Below are 21,982 nucleotides of genomic sequence, written 5' to 3'. Positions count from 1 at the left end.
CCGTTTTGTTTTTAATAAAATCCATCGTTAAACAAGATAGCACGGCATCAGATTCCATAATCACCAAAGAAAAATTCCACAACATCTGTTGGTTCACCGCTAAACAGATCGTTATAAAAATGACGCGAATCGTTTAAACGTTTAAATAAAGATGAAAAGATTTTATCTTTGGTATTTTACCTTTCTGAACTTTGCTGTTTTATGAAAAAAAGAACCTCACTTAAAGATATTGCCACACGCGTGGGTGTTTCCACTGCCCTGGTATCTTATGTGCTCAATAATCAGAAAGAAGACAGAATCAGCAAGGAGGTAGCGGCAAGAATCAAAGCCGTGGCTAAAGAACTTAATTACAGAACTAACCAAATCGCCAAAGGCTTAAAGACGAGCAAAACCTTTACCATTGGCTTAATTGTGGCCGATATTTCCAACTCCTTTTCCGCCTCCCTTGCCAGGATTATTGAAGACGAAGCTGATAAAAATGGCTATACGGTATTGTTTGGCAGTTCCGATGAAAATGATATAAAGCTGAGGAAACTGGCCCATGAGATGATTAACCGGGGCGTGGACGGATTGATATTGGCTCCTACCGAGAACGCAATAGAACTGTTGTTGGAATTGAAGGAAACAGAGGTACCCTTTGTTTTACTTGACAGGTATTTTCCTCAATTCCGATCAAGTTATGTTGCGCTCGATAATTTTCAGGCCGGTTACATGGCAACAGAACATGCTATCGAGTCCGGCGGAAAACGAATCGGCATGATCAATTTTCGAAGCACTCATTTTCATCTTGAAGAAAGAACCCGTGGTTGGTTGTCCGCACTAAGGGAACATAAAATCCCCGGTGGCAAAAAGCAGCTTAGACTTGTTAGAGAACATCACCTGGAATCCGAAGTTCAAAAAACAGTAAACAGCCTTCTCTCCCAACAGGAGCCGGTAGACACCTTACTATTGGCCTCCAATATGATTGCAATACATGCTCTTCGCTATATCATTGAAAAACGCCTGAAAGTACCAAAAGACATTGCTATTATTGTTATTGACGAAACCGAAGCCTTTGAGTTCTTTTATGCGCCACTTACTTTTATCAGACAACCGCTGCAGGAAATGGGACAAACGGCAACCAGGATACTACTTGATAATATTTCCCACAATAAGGCGGTGTCCCAGGTCAATCTCTCTCCTGAATTGGTAGTTAAAAAATCTTCTTTACATCATTATTCTTCCCCACTGAAGCGATAACCCAGGCAGGCAATCAAGCGCAACTGGAGCCATGAAGAATACCGGGAATATTATGTATTTGCTGGCATATACCTACAGAAATCCTGATTTATCAATCACCATCTTATCCTGCAGCAGTTTGTAAGATCCTTTCCGCTAACAAATTGAATTGGCTTGCAGAAGTACTCTATTTTGATTAAGTTTAGTGACAGAATAAAAATGGTTTTCCCATCATACTAAATCATCTCTTATGAAAATCAATGTAAATGGCACAGATTATACCCTAAACGTGCCGGCTAACACCAGCCTTCTTGATGCCTTAAGAGTAAATTTAAACCTCACCGGTAGTAAATACGGCTGTGGAGAAGGCGCCTGCGGTGCATGCAAGGTGCTGATAGACGGTCACGCTACGCCTTCCTGTATTACCCCCGTAGCAAGCGTAGAAAACAAAATTGTTATCACTATAGAAGGATTGGAAAAGGATGGCCAGCTGCATCCTTTACAACAGGCGTTCCTTGATGAAGATGCTTTCCAATGCGCCTATTGCAGCTCAGGCATGATCATTTCGGCAGTGGCTTTAAAAGCAAAAAATCCCAACCCCGGCAGACAGGAGATCATAGAAGCAATGCAGGGAAATATTTGCCGCTGCTGCGTTTATCCTCGAATTATAAATGCCATCAGCAAAGCGTAACGCTCAAAACCCAAGGTCATGAAAAATCCAGGCACAGCGCAAACTCCCGTAGAAGGGCTCAACAGGCGGAATTTCCTGAAACTGCTGGGCGGCGGTATTGCAGTAGCCCTCACCTATTCTGATCTGAACGCATTATCAAAGCACACCGCTTTCGCCGGCGATGATGCTATCGCCGCCTGGATACACATCCTGGAAAACGGAACAGTAACCGTTTACACCGGCAAGGTAGAAGTAGGACAAAACATCCGTACCTCTTTGTCGCAGGCGGTAGCGGAAGAGCTGTCTGTCCCCGTAAACAACATTGAAATGATTATGGGCGATACCCTTCTTACCCCCTACGACCGTGGCACATACGGCAGCCTCACTACACCTGTTATGGCGCCACAGTTGCGGAAAGCCGCGGCTTCATTAAAAGAAGTATTGACCGACATGGCCGCTAAACAATGGAACGTAGCCAAACAAACAGTGGAAGCTAAAAACGGCCAGGTTATCCACGCCGCCTCCGGCAAAACGATGAGCTTTGGCGACCTCACCAAAGGGAAGAAGATCCTCCTGGCCGTAAATAACCAGGTGCAGCTCACTCCTGCCGAAAAATGGAGTGTGGCCGGTACACCGGTGGCAAAGGTGAATGCGAAAAGCTTTGTTTCAGGAAAACACAAATATGTATCGGATATGACGGTGCCAGGCATGGTGTACGGGAAAATACTCCGTGCGCCGTCTTATGGCGCATCCCTGATCGCAGCGGATATTAAAAATGCGAAGATCTCCCCGGATGTACATGTTGTCAAAGAAGATAACTTCATCGGCGTAACCGCTCCTGATCCTCAAACAGCCGCCAATGCACTGGCCAGGATAGAAGCCCGCTGGAAAACTACAGCGCAGCCTTCCAGGGCGGAAATTTTCACTTATCTCAAAACGCATTCGCAAGACAAGGAAGAAAAAGCCGGAGAAGCTGTTGACAAAGCCTTCCAGGCTGCCCCGGTGCAGGTACAACAACATTTTGAAGTGCAATATATTGCCCATGTGCCATTGGAACCCCGGGCAGCGCTGGCAGTATGGGAAAATGAAAAGCTAACGGTATGGACCGGCACACAACGGCCTTTTGGTGTACAGGAAGAATTGGCGGAGATATTGTCCATCCCGAAAAATAATATCCGTGTAATGATGCCGGACACCGGCTCCGCTTATGGCGGAAAACACAGCGGCGAAGCTGCGGTTGAAGCCGCGCGCCTTTCCAGGGCTGTTGGTAAACCGGTAAAAGTGATGTGGACCCGCGAAGAAGAATTCAAATGGGCTTACTTCAGACCGGGAGGACTCATAGAAGTAGCTGCAGGCGCCAGCAACGAAGGACTTCTGACTTCCTGGGAGTTTCATAATTACAACTCCGGCGGCGCAGGCATTGAAGTCCCTTATGAAGTAGCACACCGGCATATCCAATACCATCCATCTGATACACCACTGAAACAGGGCTCTTACCGGGGCCTTGCAGCCACCGCCAATGTCTTTTCCATAGAAAGCGTAATGGACGATCTGGCCCGGCAATTAAAACAGGATCCATTACAATTCCGGCTTAATAACTTAAAAGATGAAAGGTTAAAACAGGTGTTACAATCCGCAGCATCTAAGTTTGGATGGACGCGGCAAAAGGAAGCTGGTCATGGTTATGGTATTGCGGGGGCATTTGTAAAAAACGCCTATGTGGGAACCTGTGCGGAAGTAATCTACAATAAATCCAACGGGCAGCTGCAGGTGCTCCGGCTCGTGGTGGCTTTTGAATGCGGCGCCATTGTGAATCCGCTGCACCTGGAAAACCAGGTGATGGGCTGCGTACTGCAGGGACTCGGCGGTGCTTTGTTTGAAGCCGTCGATTTTAAGGATGGGCGCATTTTAAACCCATCTCTTTCCAGCTACCGGGTGCCCAGGTTCGGGGATATTCCCGAACTGGACATCGTACTCCTCAACAGGAAGGATATTCCTTCTGCCGGAGCGGGTGAAGCGCCGATTGTTGGTGTTGCACCTGCCATCCGTAACGCGATTGCAGATGTTACCGGTGTAAAGCTGTATACGCTGCCGTTGCTTCCGCATGGCATGACATTAAAAACCTGAAAATGATGAGAGGGGTCATTCAGTCGCCCCGGCAGAGAAAGAAATTGTAAAAAACACTATAAATTATTTCGTATTTTGCCCATTTATTTTTCACCTATTTGTACCTGGCAATGACAACACCTAAAATCTCCCTACTGATTGTATCTTCTTTCTTCCTTTTTCTTTCCTGTGCTAAAGAACAAATCCCTGGACCTAAAAGCCTGATTGATCTCCAGGAAACTCCCCCCAACAGCAATTGTTTGAACGGTGGAATTCTTATCAAAAGCGGGATAGACAAGAACAATAATAATATTCTTGATTCTTCCGAGATTGAAAACAAGAAGTACATCTGTAATGGCAACAATGCCGCATCTGATAAACAAACAGTACTTTCTGCGTTTACTTATGGTCACACCAGTACTACATCGGGAGAAGCTATATTGTACGCATTTCCTGATTTCGATAAGAATGCCTACAAAGATGTTGACTCTATTATTTTCCTGGCAAATGCCTATAGCTATGGCGGCAAAGCACAGGTAGAATTATATAATATCACTAATAAATCTGTAATCGATAATAGCTTGATTGAAGCGACTGAATCATTCGCTAACAGCGTTATAAAAAGAACAGAAAACTTATCGGACAAGATACCTTCGGGGAAAATCAATCTTGGTATCAGAGTGCGTAATCAGGGAGGTTCAGCAGCGGCTGTTTCTATGGTATACCTGATTATATACAAAAGGTAAGGGCAGCCAGCATGATGTAATATCTGTATGGATACAAGAGGTTATAGGTTCGGGGCCAGTCGCCCCGGCCATTTTTATCTAACCTTGCCGGGTTGCATTGAAATAGTGATTCTCTCCTTCATCATCGAACTCGTCAACGATAGATAATCCTGAGGCAGAAATTAATTCTCTGTATTGCTCAGCCCCAAGTGATACAGAGAGTTGTTCTGTCATTGCATCCTTCCATTCCACTTTGTAAAGAGGAGCAGTGAATAATAATCTTCCGCCAGGATTTAATGCTGCAGCCATTTTGGGGATTAGCACCCGTTGCGTTGCTTCGGAGAGCAGAAAGATCAGCCCCACGGCGATAATGCCATCGAAGGAGCGATTAAAGAAAGGAGACCTCTCAACAGATTCGCAGGAAACAGGTACACTTGGAAAGTTCCGGCGAAAGGCTTCAATCATTGTCGGGGATGCATCCAATGCATACGCGGTTAACCCTTCATCAAGCAATATTTTCGTGACTGGAATACCAGTTCCACATCCAACATCCAGTACTACGGAGCCGCTATTAAAGGTTCGGGCCCAGGCCCGGACAGCTGACGAACCTATTCCATTTACTGCCTGCCCCCGCCCTTTAATATATGTTTCTGCAATGCCTTCGTAGCCATTTGATTCGTCAATCATAAACCAGGTTTAAACTAAAAATACTGTGTCTGTTTAATTTTTCAAAAATTCATCTTTAATACTTCGTAAAAACATACATTATATGAGTCGGTAAATTGATGGCTTGATTATCGTAACTTAAAGTTTTAGTGCTGGTAATTACATCTTGTTTAATCTTTCCAAGATATCATCCTGTTTTTATGAAAATAATATTTGCCGTTTTGACCAGTCTTTTCCTATACAATGCCCTGCAGGCGCAATCCGTCCTCCAGGATTCACTCGTTGCACGTTACAACCGGAATGACTTCAGTGGCTTTTATAATCTCGGTTCCGCTTCCTGGAAATCAAAGACCAACCCGGATGGGATCGACGGGTGGCTGCATTATATGAGGTCGCAAACAGGACCGGTCATGCGGAGCACTTTAGTGACAGACTCCGGAAAAACGCAATACTTTATTTGGGAAGGCGCTAAAAAGATGATGACTTTTAAATTAACCCTGTCGGACACAGATGGATATGAGGGATTTGACTTTCAATCGTATCATCTGCCAAAGGCCAGGGCGTATGCTGCGCCTATTCCAAATGATAACCCGCTGAAAACGCATTTGGATTCAGCTGTCCACTATAACACAGCCGACTTTATGCTTACACATCATTTAGTGGGCCTGTCGATCTGTGTAGTCAGCAATGGACATAAACATTTTTACAATTACGGCACTGTGGAGAAAGGCAAAACGCAGCTGCCAACTTCACGGACGATATTTGAGCTGGCTTCGCTCGCTAAAACCTTCACCTCCATTTTACTGGCGCAGGCAGTACTGGATCATAAAATTTCGCTGGACGATGATATCCGGAAATTTATGCCAGGCAGTTTTCCGAACCTGCAATACCAGGAGGCTCCTTTAAAGATCGTTAATCTCGCTAACCACACTTCCGGCCTTCCGGTGGAGTTGCCCAACCTGGATACCTTCAAAAATGAGTTTGATGTATTGAAAATGTACGATCATTATACCAATGACAAATTCTTCGCGGACCTGCGTTCCGTAAAGATCGATACACTTCCCGGCGCCAGGTATGGTTATTCCAATGCGGGCATGAAACTGCTCGGCATCATCCTGGAAAAGGCTTACGGCTTGTCATATCCCCAATTGTTAAAAAAATATATTACCGGTCCACTGGATATGCCCGCAACGCGAACAGGACTCGCGGTGAGTGATACAACAAGTTATACCAAAGGCTATAACGCCGATGGCATGACCATGCCGCATGGAAACTGGAACATGTTCGGCGGCGCTGCGGCGATCATTTCCGACAGTTACGACATGGCGAATTATGTAAAAGCAAATATTGATGAGATACTGCCTGCGATCCGGCTTTCTCATAAACAAACCTTTACTGATGGTGATTTTATGATGGGCCTGGGCTGGCAGATTTCCAGGAATACCATCAATGGTACCCGCATATGGAAAAGCGGAGGTGCCTTGGGCTTCCGCAGTTACTGCGCGGTTGTACCTGATAAAAAGATGGGTATAACCTGGCTTTCCAACCGGTCAGACCTTGCAGAAGATGAAATCCAGGAAATGGTTGATCAGATATTGTCTGTCGCTAAACAATAGCAACACTTCCCTCTATATCGCAGCAAGTCCGGCAGTGCCTCTGCCCGAAAAATCACATGCCCTGTTGCTGACTATAAAATCATTTTCACAATACCTTTTTATAAGAAATAATGACCTATTTTGGAGATAATATATCTATAAAAACAATGGGTAGTGTAATGATAAAAACCGCCACGCAGATAAGGCGGTCGCTTTTCACCATGGCTATAATCCTCGGTATCTCTGCCTGCTATGGACAGGCCGTTGTAAACACCACACGGTTTGCAAACGATAACCCACTGCGCACCAGGCTGGATTCACTGATAGATCAAAGTGTGCAACGGTATTTACAAGATAAGCGGGCGGTAGGAATTTCCCTGGGCATCCTTATAAAAGACAAGACCTGTTTTTATAACTATGGTGAAACAAAAGCCGGTAACAACAAACTTCCCGGCAACAGCACGTTTTACGAAATTGGCTCTACCACCAAAGCTTTTACAGGTATTTTACTTGGGCAGGCGGTACTGGATAAAAAAATAGGATTGGATGATGATATACGTAAGTATCTGAAAGAAACCTATCCAAATCTCGAATATAAAGGGGTTCCTATCCGGGTAAAAGACCTGGCAAACCACACTTCAAGGATTACCCGTATCTTCCCGAATATGTGGGAGCGACCGGAGTACGACTCGCTCAATCCGCTGCATGACTACACCCGGCAATTGTTGTATGAAGGTTTGCACAACATGAAGATGGACACATTTCCCGGAAAGATATCATCCTATTCCAATATGGCGGTGGCTTTGCTTGGTACCTTGCTGGAAGACGTGTATGGTCAGCCCTATTTTTCGCTCGTTTCAAAAAATATCCTGGAACCGTTTTCTATGACGGACACCCGGATAGATATAGCCGCATTGCCGGCAGACGCCATTGCCTGGCCGCATAATGAAAACCGGCAGGTAGTACCCTTATGGGACATCCCCTACCTCCCTGCGATGGGTGCATTGCGGTCAACGACGCGCGACCTTATCCGCTTTATCAAAGCCAACAACACGGATGCTTCACCTGCTATTGCCCTTTCTCATCAACTTACCTATGGAACGAACCAGGAAGGTATGGGGATGAACTGGTTTAAACATACAACGCCGGAAGGATACCAGGTACTTGAACACGGCGGGGGCACCGGAGGCTCACGCAGTTCCTTGGAGTGTTTCCCTGTTCTTCATTCAGGATTTGTTATTCTTACCAACAGCCTTGCTAATCGTAATAAGCTGGAAAAAGAACTAGCCGATATCGTAATTGCAGAAGCCCAAGCGCTGCCATAAAAATTCTCCGTATTTTTTACACCAACGTAAGCCATGTACAACTACTTTCTATGATCACGGAACAGCTCAACGAAGCCCTGAGAAACAAGCTGGAAGCCGCTCAATGCATCACCGGCCGCCTGGAGTGCCGCATGGTCCCCTCCTTCCTCCTTACCATGCGCGGACAAAGAGCAGATGGTAAAAACATCTTTTTCTGGGAACTGGAACGCGACATCAATAAACTGCTGGACAGCTACCAGTCGACAGCGGCTACGGATGCTGCAGCCTTCACCATAGATATAGACCTGGGGCGTAACAGTTTTGTCTATAACACGGTCTCCCACCAGCAGGCCGCTGCGCAAAAGGATAAAGAGGCGCGTGACCAAAAAGCAGAAGAAGCCCACCGCCTGCAGGAGCTCAAACAAATGTTACTGAGCCGGAATACTCCCTATGGCCTGGAACTGGCAGAGCAGGTGGCTGCAGCACTGTCGCATGGCGCGCTCTGTTACAGTCATCGTGATTACTGTGGTATGGGGCTGGAAAAGAATACGGATGGAAATTACGTGTACGCAGCTGTATGGGATGGATGGCTGGAACCCGTGCACACCTTCAATTCCCGGCAGGCATTTGTGCAATGGCTGGCCGTACAGTCAGACGCCAGCTTGTCCCGCGTAAACGAGCCGGATACCTGGCTATGGAATAACCAGGTCATCAACCGGCAAAGGTTGGAAGAATTTGTGAGCTGGAGACAGCATAATCCATGAAACACTTTGCTATTCCCATTTTCAACGTTCATTGATTTTCTATGCAGTCCACTGTTGCTGCATACACCCTATCACATTTTTCCCTATTTTGTTTATGTCAACTCCTGGTTGACACAGTACACCCTTTTTATAAACCCTTATCAAGCTCACATGTCTGAATATCAATCTCCGAAAGACCGCGCGTATGTTGACACCCTTGTTAATGCAGCTTCCAAAGAAGCAGCAGCATTCTTTAACCTTAAACATACTGCTGAGAGAAAGGATGGCGTTATTCCCATAAAATACCGGGAACTGATGTCCGTGGCTGTTGCCCTGACAACCCAATGCGCATACTGCATTGAATCACACATCAAAAATGCTGTTGAGGCGGGAGCAACCCGCGAAGAGATCGCGGAAACGGTGTTTATTGCGGCAGCGCTTCGCGCAGGTGGTGCCGTTGGAAACGGCTTGCTTGCAATGCGCCTTTTTGAAGAAGCAGGCACGCCACAAATCTAAGGCTGCTGCTCTTTGCCGTTGATGGCTGCCGGTGCATACAGATCATTTACTTACCGCTGCCATTCTTCATTAAACTTTTCCAGTTCCGCTTCGGAGGGAGTGGCAATGGCAACCACCTTTCCCGTTCCGTTATTTAAAATGAAAAACTTTAACGGCCTGAATTGCTTTGCACTTTCTCCAATTGCTTCGAAGTACAAGTCACCATTTTTTACGCTCCGGTCAAATTTAAAGAAAGACGCATAAGGCGCCAAACCCAACCTGTATACGGAACCAGCCTCCAACGCTATACTACTGGCTGCTGTTACAATCGCATAGGAATTTCCAATAACAGCAGTATCCGGTTCAGGCAAATTGGATGTGGTTTTAGCACTATCCTTTTTACAGGAAATAATCAGGGGAAATAAAAAACAGCAAAGGAGTTTCTTCTTCATAAATCAATCTAAAAAAAAATTATGAGGCGATAAAATAATTATAAACTTTTAACACCGTTTTTTATCTGGTAGCATTGGCGTAATCGAGATGTTATCTGTTGTATTTCCTGTATCCTTTAAATACGGAGAGAAGAACCGATAATTCTTCTCTCCATATTTTGTACTATTTCTTCAGCATACCCGGATAAAGCACGCCGTCCGCCTCTTTAAGAGTTATACCCAATAGTTTCGCTACTAATGGGGCTATATCTTCCAGGCCAAGTACAGGTACGGTTACCTTTTCTTCAAGACCTGCGCCATACCCTATAAAACCGGTCTGTATCTCCCGGAAATCAGGAAAATAGCCGTGGGCGCCACCGTTGGCTTTCTTAACCGCCTCTCCGTTCATGCTGGCAGAGAAAGAAATTCCCTGCACGGCCGTAAGTGCCAGAACTGCATCCGGGTCTGCGCCGGATTTTGACAACGCAGGTTGTTCAATGATTGTAAACTGTTTGCGGATACCTGCCGGTAATTCATTGAGCATGTCTTTCACCTGCTGCAATGTTTTCTGATCATTTTTATCTTTCAGTTTAAGGAAAGTTGAACCACCGCCACTGTGAAACATAGCCTTCCAGCTGCCGGGATTATTTTTACTGCCAGTCAGCCCTTTCTGTGCAAGCCACACATTCGGCGCCAGGGAAGTATGGATATCCACAAAACCATGATCTCCTGTTATAATTATAGTAGTGCTATCGCCGATACCCGCTTTCTCTATTGCTTCCAGTATTGTGCCGATACCGTGATCTGCCGAGGCTACTGCCGCGGGCACGTTCATGCCTTCTCTCCCTTCCCGGTGCTGTACCTCATCAGTACATGGCAGGTGTACCGTTAAAAGATTAGGCCTGTAACGGCCAATGAGATAAGCGGCCATCCTGCTCAGGGTTTCGTTCATACCCAGGTAGTGGAGATTCAGATCGGTCGACTGCAACTCGCCGGTGGCATATCGCTGTACCTCTTCAAACAGTCCCTTCGGCGTGGATTGCTCGCTGGTTGGAGCCCGGCGGTCGCCGGGATTCTTCAGGGAAAATGTTTCAGGTATGTTGTAGGTCACCGGCGCCCCTACTGATACAGGCCAGGAAACAGCCGCTGATATCATCCCCGCTTTCCCCACAGCATCCCACAGGGTTTCTGTTTTGATAGCGGATGATTCTGAATACCAACGTCCGCTGGCGCCTTCCGGCTCGAAAGGCGTGTTGTAATAAATACCATGCTTTGCAGGAGCCACACCAGTAATCAGTGTAGTATGGGATGGATAGGTGATGGTGGGAAAAACGCCTCTCACGCCGGTGGCATGCACGCCTTTTTCCTTTAACAGCTGCATATTGGGCGCCGGCCAGGATTTGTCGAGATAAAAGTCCGGGCGGAACCCGTCTATACTGATCATCACTACATATTTCGCTTTCTGCGCCATTGCACCCGTTGCCAATACCAGCAACGTACTAACGAATAAAATAAATCCTCTCATATAATTTAATTGCTTTGTTAATTGATAAAAGGGAAAATTTCCTTTGCATGTTTGTTTTTTACCAGCACCGCATTCATATCATACTTCATTGTTACCACGCCATTTGCCTTGTCGTAGGTAAAATCATCCATCCCACGGTTCAGTGGTATAAATGAGGGTAGCTGTGCTTTTATATGTTCTGATTTCACATTGGGATTATTCAGTTGCTCTGTTTGTGAAACCGGGAACCTGATTCCAAGATCTGTCATACGTCTTCCCTCTGCCATAAAGATTTCCTGGCGCAACCGGTAGAGTATATACAATAACTGATCTTCAGTAACGGCTGCATCCAGATCATTTACGGTGACCAGCGTACCTGAAACCGTATATACCTTCACGTTACCAGTCTGACGATCCAGCACATAATTGCTGCGCAACGAATCAGTGGCGTCAAACATCACTTTTACGGCAGTAAGCGGGTAATCCTTACGATTACCGCCGTTGCGGGTTTCTTTCTTATCATCCACCATCACAACCGGCCGGGTGGCCACCAGCGCTAATAATTCCTTAAGGGTATTGCGTCCTTCTGTCAGCTTCCCGGCGGCGATCAGGGTTTCGGCCAGAATCAGCCATGCCTCTTCCGCTTTTACAATGGTAACAGGCTTCTGATCATTGGCAGCAAGACCGGTATGGAAATATTTCGGGTCCAGGAAATCCAAACGCGGCAAAGGTGCAAACTCATTGTTGGTTGAGGAGAAAAGGTACGTTTGCATATCATTCGGCACATTATTTACCCCATCATATTTCACCTGCCTGAGCAGGCTGTTGTTGTTCATAGCGGCGGTGGCAAACCTGGCGGCATTGGCCGCATCCCCCATGGCATAGTAAGCCCTGGCTTTGAGCAGTGTATAAGCACCGGTTTCCGTGATGTTCTTCGTGAGTGCAATTGCCTTATCCAACTGGCTGATCGCTATTCTTAAATGCTCATCAGGAGATAATACAGGACCGGTGTTGCTGCCGGGAAGTCCTACAAACAATTCCCCGCTGAGTATATGTGCAAAGGCACAACTGAAATATACTTCTGCAGAATCAGCAGCGGTAGCCGCCGGGTCAGCAGGCAATACCTTCTCCAGTCCATATTCCGACATCTCCCGCAAACGCTGCACATGCACCTGCATATTGTTTACATCCAGGTCAATGAAATCAATCTGTGGGATATCGAATACTTTACTGCTTAATGTGCGATTGTTATAATAGTTATCGGACACCAGTTCTGAAGACACCACTACCTGGTTCATCGTCAGTGCCAACTGCCTGCGTAACCCGGTTACCCAGCTGCTTGCAGCGTTCGGATTAGCCAGGAAACCCGGCTCTGTAACATTCGGATTAAGTACGGAACAGCTGTCCAGTGCCACGATTCCTGACAACAGGATGGCGGTTATATATCTTTTCATGATTGCCATTTTTAGAAGTTTAAACGTAAGGTGCCTAAGAATTGTCTTGGTGCGGAATAGGTAGCATAGGAAATACCGCCTGTAGTAGCGCCTCCCTGCCCCTGCGCACTGCCGCTGATAGTTGCTTCAGGATCAAATGAAGAAGTGGCAAAATTCAGCGGATTTACAGCAGAGAAACCTACTGTTGCGGATTTAACCACCCGGTTGAACATGGCCGGCTTCCAGGTATAGGTGCAGCCAATCAACCGGATCTTGATATAGTCTGTTTTCTCGGTAAACATATTGGTAAAATTCAGCCAGTTGGTACGCTTGTTTTTGTCGATCTCCGCCTGAGGGATTCCTTCATTATCCGCACCATAGTTGAACCTGAACTGACGATCGAAAGAATTGGCATAGGCGCCCTTCTGGTAATCGCCGTTAGCAAAAAAAGTAAATTGTTTGTACCGCAGGTTCAGGCCGAGGCTTCCAAATAAGTCGGGAATAGTGGTGCCGAGATTTTGTTGTGCGGTAGTCGACTGCAATACACCATCCGGGCCGAACACGCCAACATTCCCTCTCAGGAAACCAACCGGGAAACCTTCCTGTACAACCGTTTGTATAGTTCTGGCGCTGAAACCATTAATATTAAAGGGCGCTACGCCGCCTGAACTTTCAACATTATTATACAACGTATTCAGTGAGGCATTCAGGCGCAGTGAAAAATTCTTTGTCTCTACCGGGATGGCAGTAATACTCAACTCCCATCCACGGTTCAATATCCTTCCAACATTATACAACTGCGACATCGACTGACCGGTAGAAGGCGTTGGCGGCACATAAAAGAGCGCATCATGCGTTTTCGCATTGTAATAACCGGCAGAAACCAATAAACGGTCTTTTATAAAACCCAGATCCACTCCGGCTTCCAGCGTATGTGTTTTTTCGGGTTTCAGGTTGTCGTTGCCTGGTTGACCAAAGAACGCAGCCTGATCGCTGTTATAACCCTGAAAAGCGATAGTTCTTTCGTTGGCAAAAGCAGTAGGCAGGTTACCCGCAATACCGTATCCACCACGAATTTTAGCGGAAGAAATCACCTGTGTCATACCCGCAAACCACGGCTCCGCACTTGGTACATAGGAAAATCCAACTTTGGGATAATACTGTATGCCTATGTTACGGCCAAAAGCAGGATTACCATCACCGCGGATCCCCAGGTCAATAAACAGCTTGTTTTTAAACCCGATATTTTCCTGCAGATAAATACCATAGTTCACTACTTCCAGATAAAATTCGTCGCTCGTTTTAGACGCTGCATCCTTAATATTCCTGGCTCCATCCCGGATGTTGGCGCCATTATAAGCGATCTGCTGGTCTTCGTTGCGGAAGAACTGCGTTCCTGCTGTTGTAACAAATGAAAACTGCCCGGTTTTCCATTCATGCTGTCCATTCAGTTCGAGCGTTATGCCGAGGTATTTACGATCATTGTTAGTGATGCTTCCCTGGTCTTTTACCGGGTTGCCGGTAGTAAATGACAGGTACTGGTTGGTGGTGATCACCTGGTTCTTCTGCACCCGGTAGTCGATACCACCGGTAGCCTTAAACACCAGGTTCTTCAACGGCCGGTATTTAAACGACTGCGAAGTTTGAAACCTGTTCACCGTAATATCATTATCCTGGAGACGCTCTGCTTCCCGTACATAAGTTTTCATCTTCTGAAAATCATCATCAGACAGGTTATCTATATCGGGATTAAACTTAGGGCCGGTAATAGCAGAAGCACCGCTTTCTGTAAACCATAGTCCTGTATAGCCTCCCTGGTTACCATTGCGGTTGCGTTTATACTTGTTGTTTACAAACGTGAATGAGCTTTCGTAGGTTACCTTCTCTCCCAATCCTGCCCGGAACCCGGTGCTGAAATCGATTTTACGGTTCCTGTTCTGGTTAAATATTTCTGTACCCTGGGAGTTGAGATAATTACCGGAGAAGCTGTAACCAAATTTATCCTGGCCACCATTGATGCCAAGATGATGCTTTTGGTAGAATCCATTTTGCATCAACAATTCTTTGGTGCGTTTGAAACGCAGGAAATCTGCCGTTGGCGTTTCCACACCCATTTGAGTTTCCGCATTAATGGAAGCGGCGCCGGCGCCTCCTTTTTTGGTAAAGATCTGGATAACGCCATTGGCGGCGTCAGACCCGTACATCGTAGTTGCAGCGCCCCCATTGATGTACTCTATCTTATCAATATTATCCATAGGTATATCCGCAATAGCGCTGATGGCTGCTCCCTGCGTACTTCCGCCGCCGAGCGCCGACGCTGTATTGAGGTTATCCATCCTTACCCCATCCACATAAATTATTGGCGTAGAGTTTACAAAAGCGGAATTAACGCCTCTTGCGCGGATGAGGGAAGTAGCGCCTGCCTGGCCTCCTGTAAGCTTTATCTGCGCATTAGGCAGGCGGGATTGCAACAGCTGGTCCAAACGTGACACCGGCACATCTGCAATGTCGCGGGCGCCGATGCTGACGATATTGGACGACAGGCGGCGTTTGGCAATATCCACACCCTGCCCGGTTACCACTACTTCATCAAGCCCCAGCCTGTCTTCTTCCAGTTGAATATTGAGCCCACTGCTGTTTGCTTTTTTCAGCAACAGTTCCTTCTTTTTAAAGCCCAGGAAATACACTACAAGCGTTGCTTCTTCTTTATTGGCAGGAAAGCCCAGTGAAAAACGGCCATCCACATCCGACTGTGTGCCGGAAGAACTTCCTTTAATGCTGATGCTCACACCTGGCAATGGCTCTCCGGTGGTATTGTCTGTTACCCGGCCGGTAATCCTTACGGCCTGCTGCTGCCCATTGGATTGTATCAACAGGTATTTATCATTCACCGCTACAATATCAACCGGAAAAGCGCTTAACAACTCCTTTAATACCGTTGCTACGGTTTTGCCCGAAGCCATGTAGGTGATCTTACTGTCGGCAGGAATAATACTAAGGTCATAACCGATTGTGAGAGCAGATTGTTGCTCTACCATCTGTAATACCTTTTTCATCGGTAGATTCCTGGCGTTGATATCTACCCGGATCTTTTCCATCGTCTGCCCTTCTATGTGAGTGGCCGATGCCATAGAAGTGGAAAGAAATGCGAAAAAAAATGCTAGTCTCATTTTTAAAGAAAAAAGAGTTTTGACCGGTTTGATGCAACCAGTGTAAATTTTTCTCATTTTTGTAGTGTTTTTAATGTTACTTAAGCTGTTAAAAATGCTGTGCCCTAACCGGCACAGGTGCAGACCGGAGGTGTTGGTAGCACTTCCGGTTTTTTTGATTACATGTTACTTTGCATAGGTTTTGCTGTAAATGATTATTTTCCCTTTCCCATTTTTATAAGTGATACCGGTAAGGCCGGTGAGTACTTTCAGAATATTATCCATTTTTTCCTGACGGAAAATGATGTTGTAATGTGTGGTATCGTCCGGTGTAGCATTTAGTTGTATCACAACAGGGTATTGACGTTGCAGCTCGGCTACCATTTCCGCCAGGGTATAGCCATTAAAATCCAGGACCTTCCTTTGCCACTGTCCTATCCGGGCGGTGTCTTCCCTGCCTTTCAATGCAATACCACCTGGTATGTCATACTGAAGCGATTCGTGGTGTTCCAGGAAAAAACGACGTATAGCCGTTCCATTTATTTCTACCTGTACCCTGCCACTAACTACGGCCACTTTAGTATTTTCATCCCCGGGATAAGCGCGTACGTTAAACGCTGTTCCCAGCACGGTAGTAGTTAATTTTCCATGATGCACCCTGAAAGGATGCGCCGGGTCGGGCCGGATGTCAAAATAGGCTTCCCCCGTGAGTGTAACGTTTCTTTCATGACGCCCAAACCCGGCAGGGATCTCCAGGGTACTGCCTGCATTCAGCACCACGGTACTGCTATCGGGTAATACCACCTGCCTGGTACTTCCCACTTCCGTATGAACAAACATCAACGGCGCTGCACGATGATACCTGGCATACATAAAACCTCCGGTACCGGCAAACAGCAACACTGCCGCAGCGGCATAAGAAATCCATTTTCTTTTTACCTGTCCTGATGGGACTATCGTTTTCCGGTGTATGTTGAGAAGGATTGTTTGCCCAAGCGCTTCCCGCTCCGCGGGCGACAGGGATACGGATGACTGGTCGTTGAGCGTACTATACCAGTAAGCCACCTGTTCTTTTTCTGCGGGAGATGCAGTACCCTCCAGGTAACGCTTCAGCAGCGCCTTTATATCATTACTTTGCTGTTGTTGATGCTCCATACAGAGAGTATAATCTCCCTGAGCATATGCAGGTACCGCAAAAGTATGTTATGGAATTATTAAGTTGGTATAAGATGGCATGGCCAGCAGCATCATCATGCATCCGAGGTAATGCTCATTTTCGTGCAGGCGCTTGCGTAGAATCCGAAGAGCAAGCGTAATATTATTCTTTACCGTTTGCTCTGAAAGCGACAATTTTCCTGCAATATCTTTCATACTGAGATTTCCCTCCCGGCTAAGCAGGTAAGGCATTTTAAGACGATCGGGTAACTGCTCTACTTCCTGACGCAGGTGAAGTTCCAGTTCTTTCATATATAGCCGCGTCTCGGAATTACTCTCCATTTGCTGGTCTGTGGCCGATTCCAGCAGTATATCATTATAAATAGTAATGCCTGGTTTTGAAAAGTAATCTATTATAGCATACCTGGCTGCCTGATAAAGGTAGCTGCTGAAACGGCCACTTTCCCCGACATACAACTTTTCCCGGTTACTCCAGCAGCCGACGAAAATATCCTGTACAATATCCTGTGCATCTACCTGCTGCTTGATCCTGGACCTTGTATAGTCGTAAATACACTCCCAATACCGCCTGACCAGCATAGTGAAAGCAGCATGATTTCCTTTCTGAATCAATAAGAGCAACCTGTGATCTGATAGCTTTTCCATATCCGTAGACAAACATAGAGAGATGATGTGAACTGAATATTAAGAAAGCTACGGGGAAGGAGAGAAAGCAGTAATATTATGGTCTTCAGCAGAAAAGCCATGAGTGCCGTCCGGTCAAGGTTCTTCCTGTTTATGAACCTCACCAAACAACCATTGTAACGGAGGCAGGGCTCGAACCTGCGTCTATCCGGATAACGTGCCGGAAGTTCTTCCACTGAACTACTCCGTTAATTTTGCCCGGGAAATAATGGCTTTACATCTTTTCCCGAAAAGTATTGATGTTGCTTCAATATTTTTGCAAGATAGGGATTAGAAACTGCAACGCCATGCACCAGCTCCGGCGTGGGCTTAAAAGCCACTACTCCATGCGGCCGTGGCGCTATCCACCCGGATTTTTCCGCATCCAGTCCTGCCGCCTTGCAGGCTGCTTCCACTTCACTGCGCCTACACGTTGCCTTTCCGGACAGTACTTTCCAGGGCAGCGGGACCTTGTTCCATACCAGCAGATCCGGATCACCACTGTTTCCGTTTAAGTAATGCCAGGCCGCCACATCGGCTGCGATTAACCGCATCACCTTGCCCGGGCACATCTCCTCCAGCACAAACTCCATCCCCAGGCCATAAAGCAGGTTGATCCAGCTGTCTCTCGCCTTGTTCCAGGCTCCTGCTGTATTGTTCCAGGTGGTGGAATCGTTTCCCGATTGCACCACCATCGTTTGCCGGTTAAAATCATTTTGCGTCCACAGTTCTCCTAAAAAAACTGCCACCTGCTCCAGCAGGCTGGTCCACTTGCCGAGTAAGATTCCCTGCTGATCGCTGCGGAGTTTCTCCAACACCGCCGGCTTAACATATACCTGTGCAATCGCCCACCAGTTGGTATGCTTTGCCCCCTGCCGGCAACGCTGGAAAAGCATATCGGCAATTTCATCATAAGGCCGCTGCTGCCCGCTCACAGTAAACTCGCTACGCAGGTTACAACGGGCCGTATAATAAGCAATAAAACAAGCGCTGTTTACATCTGCCATAAATTCTTCCCGCGTAATATCCTCCGCAAAGCCATGCTTACCTACCCGCTGGAAGAAATTCTTCTGCCGCTCGCGGATGAGAATCCCCAGTTTCTTTTCCAGATGACGTAGCGAGCGGAATAATTTATTGTACTGCCGCCTGGAAATATCAAGACCTGCAGCCGCCCGCCCTTCCCGGTTCAGCCGGTCCGTTTGATAATTACTGTAACCGGGTGTTTTGTGTATCAGCGGACTAACATTGGCTACAAATGCTTCTATAGCATCCGGATCATCATATGCCCCCACCTGTAACTGTTTATCCAGTTTGAATAACTGAATAGCCTTATGCACCTGCTTCTCCGCACCTACTACTTTCGCAAACTGCTCCAGCATAGCTGTATACTGCCATACCGTATTACGCAAAGCCGCCGCCACGGCCTTGCCCAGTAGCTTCGCGTCTTTCCCGTTCAGGCGTTCCCCAAGCACATCCTGCACCAGGGCTGCCACATCCTCCGGCCTTTTCCGTAAATGAATTGTTTCGTATAGTGCTTCCAGTGTCAAGGCAAATAGTGTTTATGCAAATATGCATACTCTTCTGCGCAACTGAACTGCGTACTCGTTTTTTTTCCTGAATACAGTCCTTTTTCTTTTCATGTGGCCTATAACAACGGTATACCCTATACCAGGCCCAGGCATACGCCAATATAGGATAAGCCGTAGATAACCCGTATATAAGCCGTATTTAAGCCGTAGATAAGCCGTACCTATATAGATACGGCTTATCTGCGCCTCATAGTCGTTTTATTACCACGTATAATCAGGGTTTGCCTGTAATAGAGGGGCTAAAACCCCTGCCTGGGTGGCAGGTATCGTATGCGCACAGCTCAATATCCGCATACTAAATCAAGGCCGGTCGCTAAAACCGGACAACAGACCAAAACGCTTTCTTTGGCTGCAGATCCTTGTCGAATAAAAGTGGATAGTCTTTCCGGCCACGTACCGGGAAATTATCAAGCCAACTGTATCTGTCAGAAATATTCCAGAATGTTACGCCGGTCAACACATTACTATGCTTCCGGAAAATATCAAAACACATCCTGAATTGCTCGATCTGCTGTTGTTCTTTGGCAGCAGTGAAACCGGCTGCGCTGTCTTCCGGTTGCCTTTCCCGCATCTCATGCTCTTTCGGATAAACGGAGATATCGAATTCTGTAATCTGTAATTTCAGACCCAGGGTGAGGAAATCTTCAAATGTTTTTTCCAGCTGACCTTTTGAAGGCTCATTGATTGCCCAGTGGCCTTGCAGGCCAACGCCATGAACCGGCACTCCTTTGCTCATCAAACCTTGCAGCAGCTGTATTATTTTTTTTCGCTTTACTGGGTTAATTTCATTGTAGTCGTTGTAATACAACAACGCCTCCGGGTCGGCTTCATGCGCCCATTGAAATGCCTTCTCAATAAATTCTTCTCCACAGATCCGGTACCATGTGGAGTTCCGGTAAAACTCATCTTTATGGTCACTGATTGCCTCATTCACAACATCCCATGCATACACCGTGCCTTTGTATCTTTTTACAACCGTAGTGATATGATCTTTCATCCGCTGCAGTAATACTTCTTTAGATACCTGTTGCCCGTTGGCATCCTTAAAAATCCAATCGGCAACCTGCTTATGCCACACTAAAGTATGCCCGCGTAACTTCATCCCGTTCCGACGGGCAAAGGCCGCGATGGAATCGGCATCCCGCCAGTTATAGCGTTGCTCCTCAGGATGGATAGCGCTCATTTTCATGGCATTTTCAGCCGTTAGACTATTAAACTGGCGGACAAGTAAACCTGCTTCATCTGTTCGCAGGGCACGGGCCGAAACAGCCACGCCTATAGGAAAATAATCTTTGTAGTAATCTTTTAGTCCCGCTGTTTCAGGAACAGCTGCCTGGTGTGTACGATAGGCGAAGCAGCAAAAACTCACCGAAATAACGATCAGAGTAATGGCGGCATAGCTGGTATATTTCATATGAAAATTGTTTCATTAAATAGTTATTTAAATGCACTCAAAGGCTGAATAGTACCGTCGCTGTTATACTTCAGCTCTGTTACCTTCACATTCCTCAAATGCGTTTTGCCCGACAGTTGCGTATCATGGTAAAACAAATACCATTTATCGCCGATCTGAACAATGGAGTGGTGATTGGTCCAGCCGTCGACAGGTTTCAGTATTATCCCCTGGTATTTAAACGGCCCGTACGGACTATCCCCGATCGCATACACGATATTATGGGTATCGCCTGTTGAGTAAGAGAAATAGTATTTGCCTTTGTACTTATGCATCCAGGCGGCTTCAAAAAAACGTTTGTCGTTGTCTTTTTCCAGGAACTGGTGACCACTGCTATCCGTTATGCTCACTTCTACCGGATCACTCTCCAGGCTTTTCATTCCCGGGGAAAGCTTTGCCACACGGGGAAGAATGGCTACCTCATTTTTATCGCGCAGCTTCGCGGAAGAATCGTACCGGTTGTTGTTCCAGTTTTGCAACTGCCCGCCCCAGATACCTCCGAAGTATAAATAAAACGTGCCGTCATCATCCCTGAATACACTCGGATCAATACTGTAGGTGCCTTTAACCGGATCTTTTTCTGCTGTAAACGGCCCCTCTGGTTGCGGAGAAGTAGCCACCCCTATTTTAAAAAGCCCCTGTTTATCTTTTGCAGGGAAATAGAGATAGTAAGTACCCTGTGAAAAAGCCGCATCCGGCGCCCACAGCTGCTGTGAAGCCCAGGGCACATCTTCCACCCGCAAGGCAACACCATGATCTGTTACCTTACCCCCGATGGAATCCATAGAAAGGATATGATAGTCGGCCATCCTGAAGTGATCGCCATTATCATTCTCCACGGTTTTGGTAGCAGTATCGTGAGATGGATAGATAAATATTTTGCCGTTAAAATAATGGGCAGAAGGATCGGCAGTATAGATATGAGACACCAGCGGCTGGGATGCATATTTACCAGCAGCTCCTTCAGTGACCGCGCGTCCGGCATTGGGCGGGCTACAGGCAGCCATATAGAAAACAACGCCCGCTGACAACAGGTACTTAAACGATATTCTATACATATTC

Annotated in this window: 18 protein-coding genes and 1 tRNA gene; 8 read left to right on the top strand and 11 right to left on the bottom strand. The window is 46.6% G+C overall.

Annotated elements, in window-relative coordinates; translation table 11 throughout:
- Positions 1-201: 201 nt before the first annotated feature.
- From PV783_RS16680 to PV783_RS16665, 4 genes are all read left to right on the top strand, one after another.
- Positions 202-1,239: a LacI family DNA-binding transcriptional regulator gene (locus tag PV783_RS16680; protein ID WP_079467820.1), complete on the top strand. Its 1,038-nt coding sequence runs from the start codon at positions 202-204 to the stop codon at positions 1,237-1,239.
- 229 nt (positions 1,240-1,468) lie between these two features.
- Positions 1,469-1,909 (top strand): (2Fe-2S)-binding protein, encoded by a 441-nt coding sequence (locus PV783_RS16675; RefSeq protein WP_079467821.1) that lies wholly within the window; start codon positions 1,469-1,471, stop codon positions 1,907-1,909.
- Positions 1,910-1,927: 18 nt separating this feature from the next.
- Positions 1,928-4,015 carry a molybdopterin cofactor-binding domain-containing protein gene (locus PV783_RS16670; protein WP_420988827.1) on the top strand — a complete coding sequence of 696 codons (2,088 nt, stop codon included), beginning with the start codon at positions 1,928-1,930 and terminating at the stop codon, positions 4,013-4,015.
- A 110-nt stretch (positions 4,016-4,125) separates the two neighbouring features.
- Positions 4,126-4,740, top strand: a complete 615-nt coding sequence (locus PV783_RS16665) for a DUF7151 family protein (RefSeq protein ID WP_143313470.1) — start codon at positions 4,126-4,128, stop codon at positions 4,738-4,740.
- Between the two features lie 78 nt (positions 4,741-4,818).
- Here PV783_RS16665 and PV783_RS16660 read toward each other — a convergent pair whose 3' ends face one another.
- Positions 4,819-5,406 carry a class I SAM-dependent methyltransferase gene (locus tag PV783_RS16660; RefSeq protein ID WP_168771391.1) on the bottom strand — a complete coding sequence of 196 codons (588 nt, stop codon included), beginning with the start codon at positions 5,404-5,406 and terminating at the stop codon, positions 4,819-4,821.
- Positions 5,407-5,585: 179 nt separating this feature from the next.
- Between PV783_RS16660 and PV783_RS16655 the strand changes: the two genes are divergently transcribed.
- From PV783_RS16655 to PV783_RS16640, 4 genes are all read left to right on the top strand, one after another.
- Complete coding sequence (locus PV783_RS16655) at positions 5,586-7,001, top strand: serine hydrolase domain-containing protein (protein WP_420988826.1); 1,416 nt, start codon at positions 5,586-5,588, stop codon at positions 6,999-7,001.
- Between the two features lie 158 nt (positions 7,002-7,159).
- A complete protein-coding gene (locus tag PV783_RS16650) occupies positions 7,160-8,305 on the top strand; it encodes a serine hydrolase domain-containing protein (protein WP_420988825.1) in 1,146 nt (381 codons plus the stop codon).
- A gap of 50 nt (positions 8,306-8,355) precedes the next feature.
- Positions 8,356-9,048 (top strand): hypothetical protein, encoded by a 693-nt coding sequence (locus PV783_RS16645; RefSeq protein WP_420988824.1) that lies wholly within the window; start codon positions 8,356-8,358, stop codon positions 9,046-9,048.
- A gap of 150 nt (positions 9,049-9,198) precedes the next feature.
- Positions 9,199-9,543, top strand: a complete 345-nt coding sequence (locus tag PV783_RS16640) for a carboxymuconolactone decarboxylase family protein (RefSeq protein WP_079467828.1) — start codon at positions 9,199-9,201, stop codon at positions 9,541-9,543.
- 50 nt (positions 9,544-9,593) lie between these two features.
- On the opposite strand, the gene PV783_RS16635 is transcribed toward PV783_RS16640, so the two are convergent.
- From PV783_RS16635 to PV783_RS16590, 10 genes are all read right to left on the bottom strand, one after another.
- A complete protein-coding gene (locus PV783_RS16635) occupies positions 9,594-9,974 on the bottom strand; it encodes a hypothetical protein (protein ID WP_420988823.1) in 381 nt (126 codons plus the stop codon).
- A gap of 163 nt (positions 9,975-10,137) precedes the next feature.
- Positions 10,138-11,478: an alkaline phosphatase family protein gene (locus PV783_RS16630; RefSeq protein WP_420988822.1), complete on the bottom strand. Its 1,341-nt coding sequence runs from the start codon at positions 11,476-11,478 to the stop codon at positions 10,138-10,140.
- Positions 11,479-11,495: 17 nt separating this feature from the next.
- Positions 11,496-12,911, bottom strand: coding sequence for a hypothetical protein (locus PV783_RS16625; protein ID WP_420988821.1), 1,416 nt, complete (start codon positions 12,909-12,911; stop codon positions 11,496-11,498).
- An 11-nt stretch (positions 12,912-12,922) separates the two neighbouring features.
- On the bottom strand, positions 12,923-16,060 hold the full coding sequence (locus PV783_RS16620; RefSeq protein WP_420988820.1) for a TonB-dependent receptor domain-containing protein: 3,138 nt from the start codon (positions 16,058-16,060) through the stop codon (positions 12,923-12,925).
- A 165-nt stretch (positions 16,061-16,225) separates the two neighbouring features.
- Positions 16,226-17,194, bottom strand: a complete 969-nt coding sequence (locus PV783_RS16615; RefSeq protein WP_420988819.1) for a FecR family protein — start codon at positions 17,192-17,194, stop codon at positions 16,226-16,228.
- A 48-nt stretch (positions 17,195-17,242) separates the two neighbouring features.
- Entirely contained in the window at positions 17,243-17,860 is a 618-nt protein-coding gene (locus PV783_RS16610) for an RNA polymerase sigma factor (RefSeq protein ID WP_420988818.1), read from the bottom strand.
- Positions 17,861-18,016: 156 nt separating this feature from the next.
- Positions 18,017-18,089, bottom strand: a tRNA-Thr gene (locus PV783_RS16605).
- Positions 18,088-19,425 carry a hypothetical protein gene (locus PV783_RS16600; protein WP_420988817.1) on the bottom strand — a complete coding sequence of 446 codons (1,338 nt, stop codon included), beginning with the start codon at positions 19,423-19,425 and terminating at the stop codon, positions 18,088-18,090. The genes PV783_RS16605 and PV783_RS16600 overlap by 2 nt, the downstream gene beginning before the upstream one ends.
- 355 nt (positions 19,426-19,780) lie before the next feature.
- The gene (locus PV783_RS16595; protein ID WP_420988816.1) at positions 19,781-20,881 is read right to left on the bottom strand and encodes an endo-1,4-beta-xylanase; all 1,101 of its coding nucleotides are present in this window, start codon (positions 20,879-20,881) and stop codon (positions 19,781-19,783) included.
- A 23-nt stretch (positions 20,882-20,904) separates the two neighbouring features.
- Positions 20,905-21,978: a glycoside hydrolase family 43 protein gene (locus PV783_RS16590; protein WP_363435647.1), complete on the bottom strand. Its 1,074-nt coding sequence runs from the start codon at positions 21,976-21,978 to the stop codon at positions 20,905-20,907.
- Between the last annotated feature and the right edge of the window lie 4 nt (positions 21,979-21,982).

It is taken from the genome of Chitinophaga sp. CC14, assembly GCF_048957795.1.
Taxonomy (GTDB): domain Bacteria; phylum Bacteroidota; class Bacteroidia; order Chitinophagales; family Chitinophagaceae; genus Chitinophaga; species Chitinophaga ginsengisegetis.
This window is presented reverse-complemented; position numbering and strand designations above follow the sequence as displayed.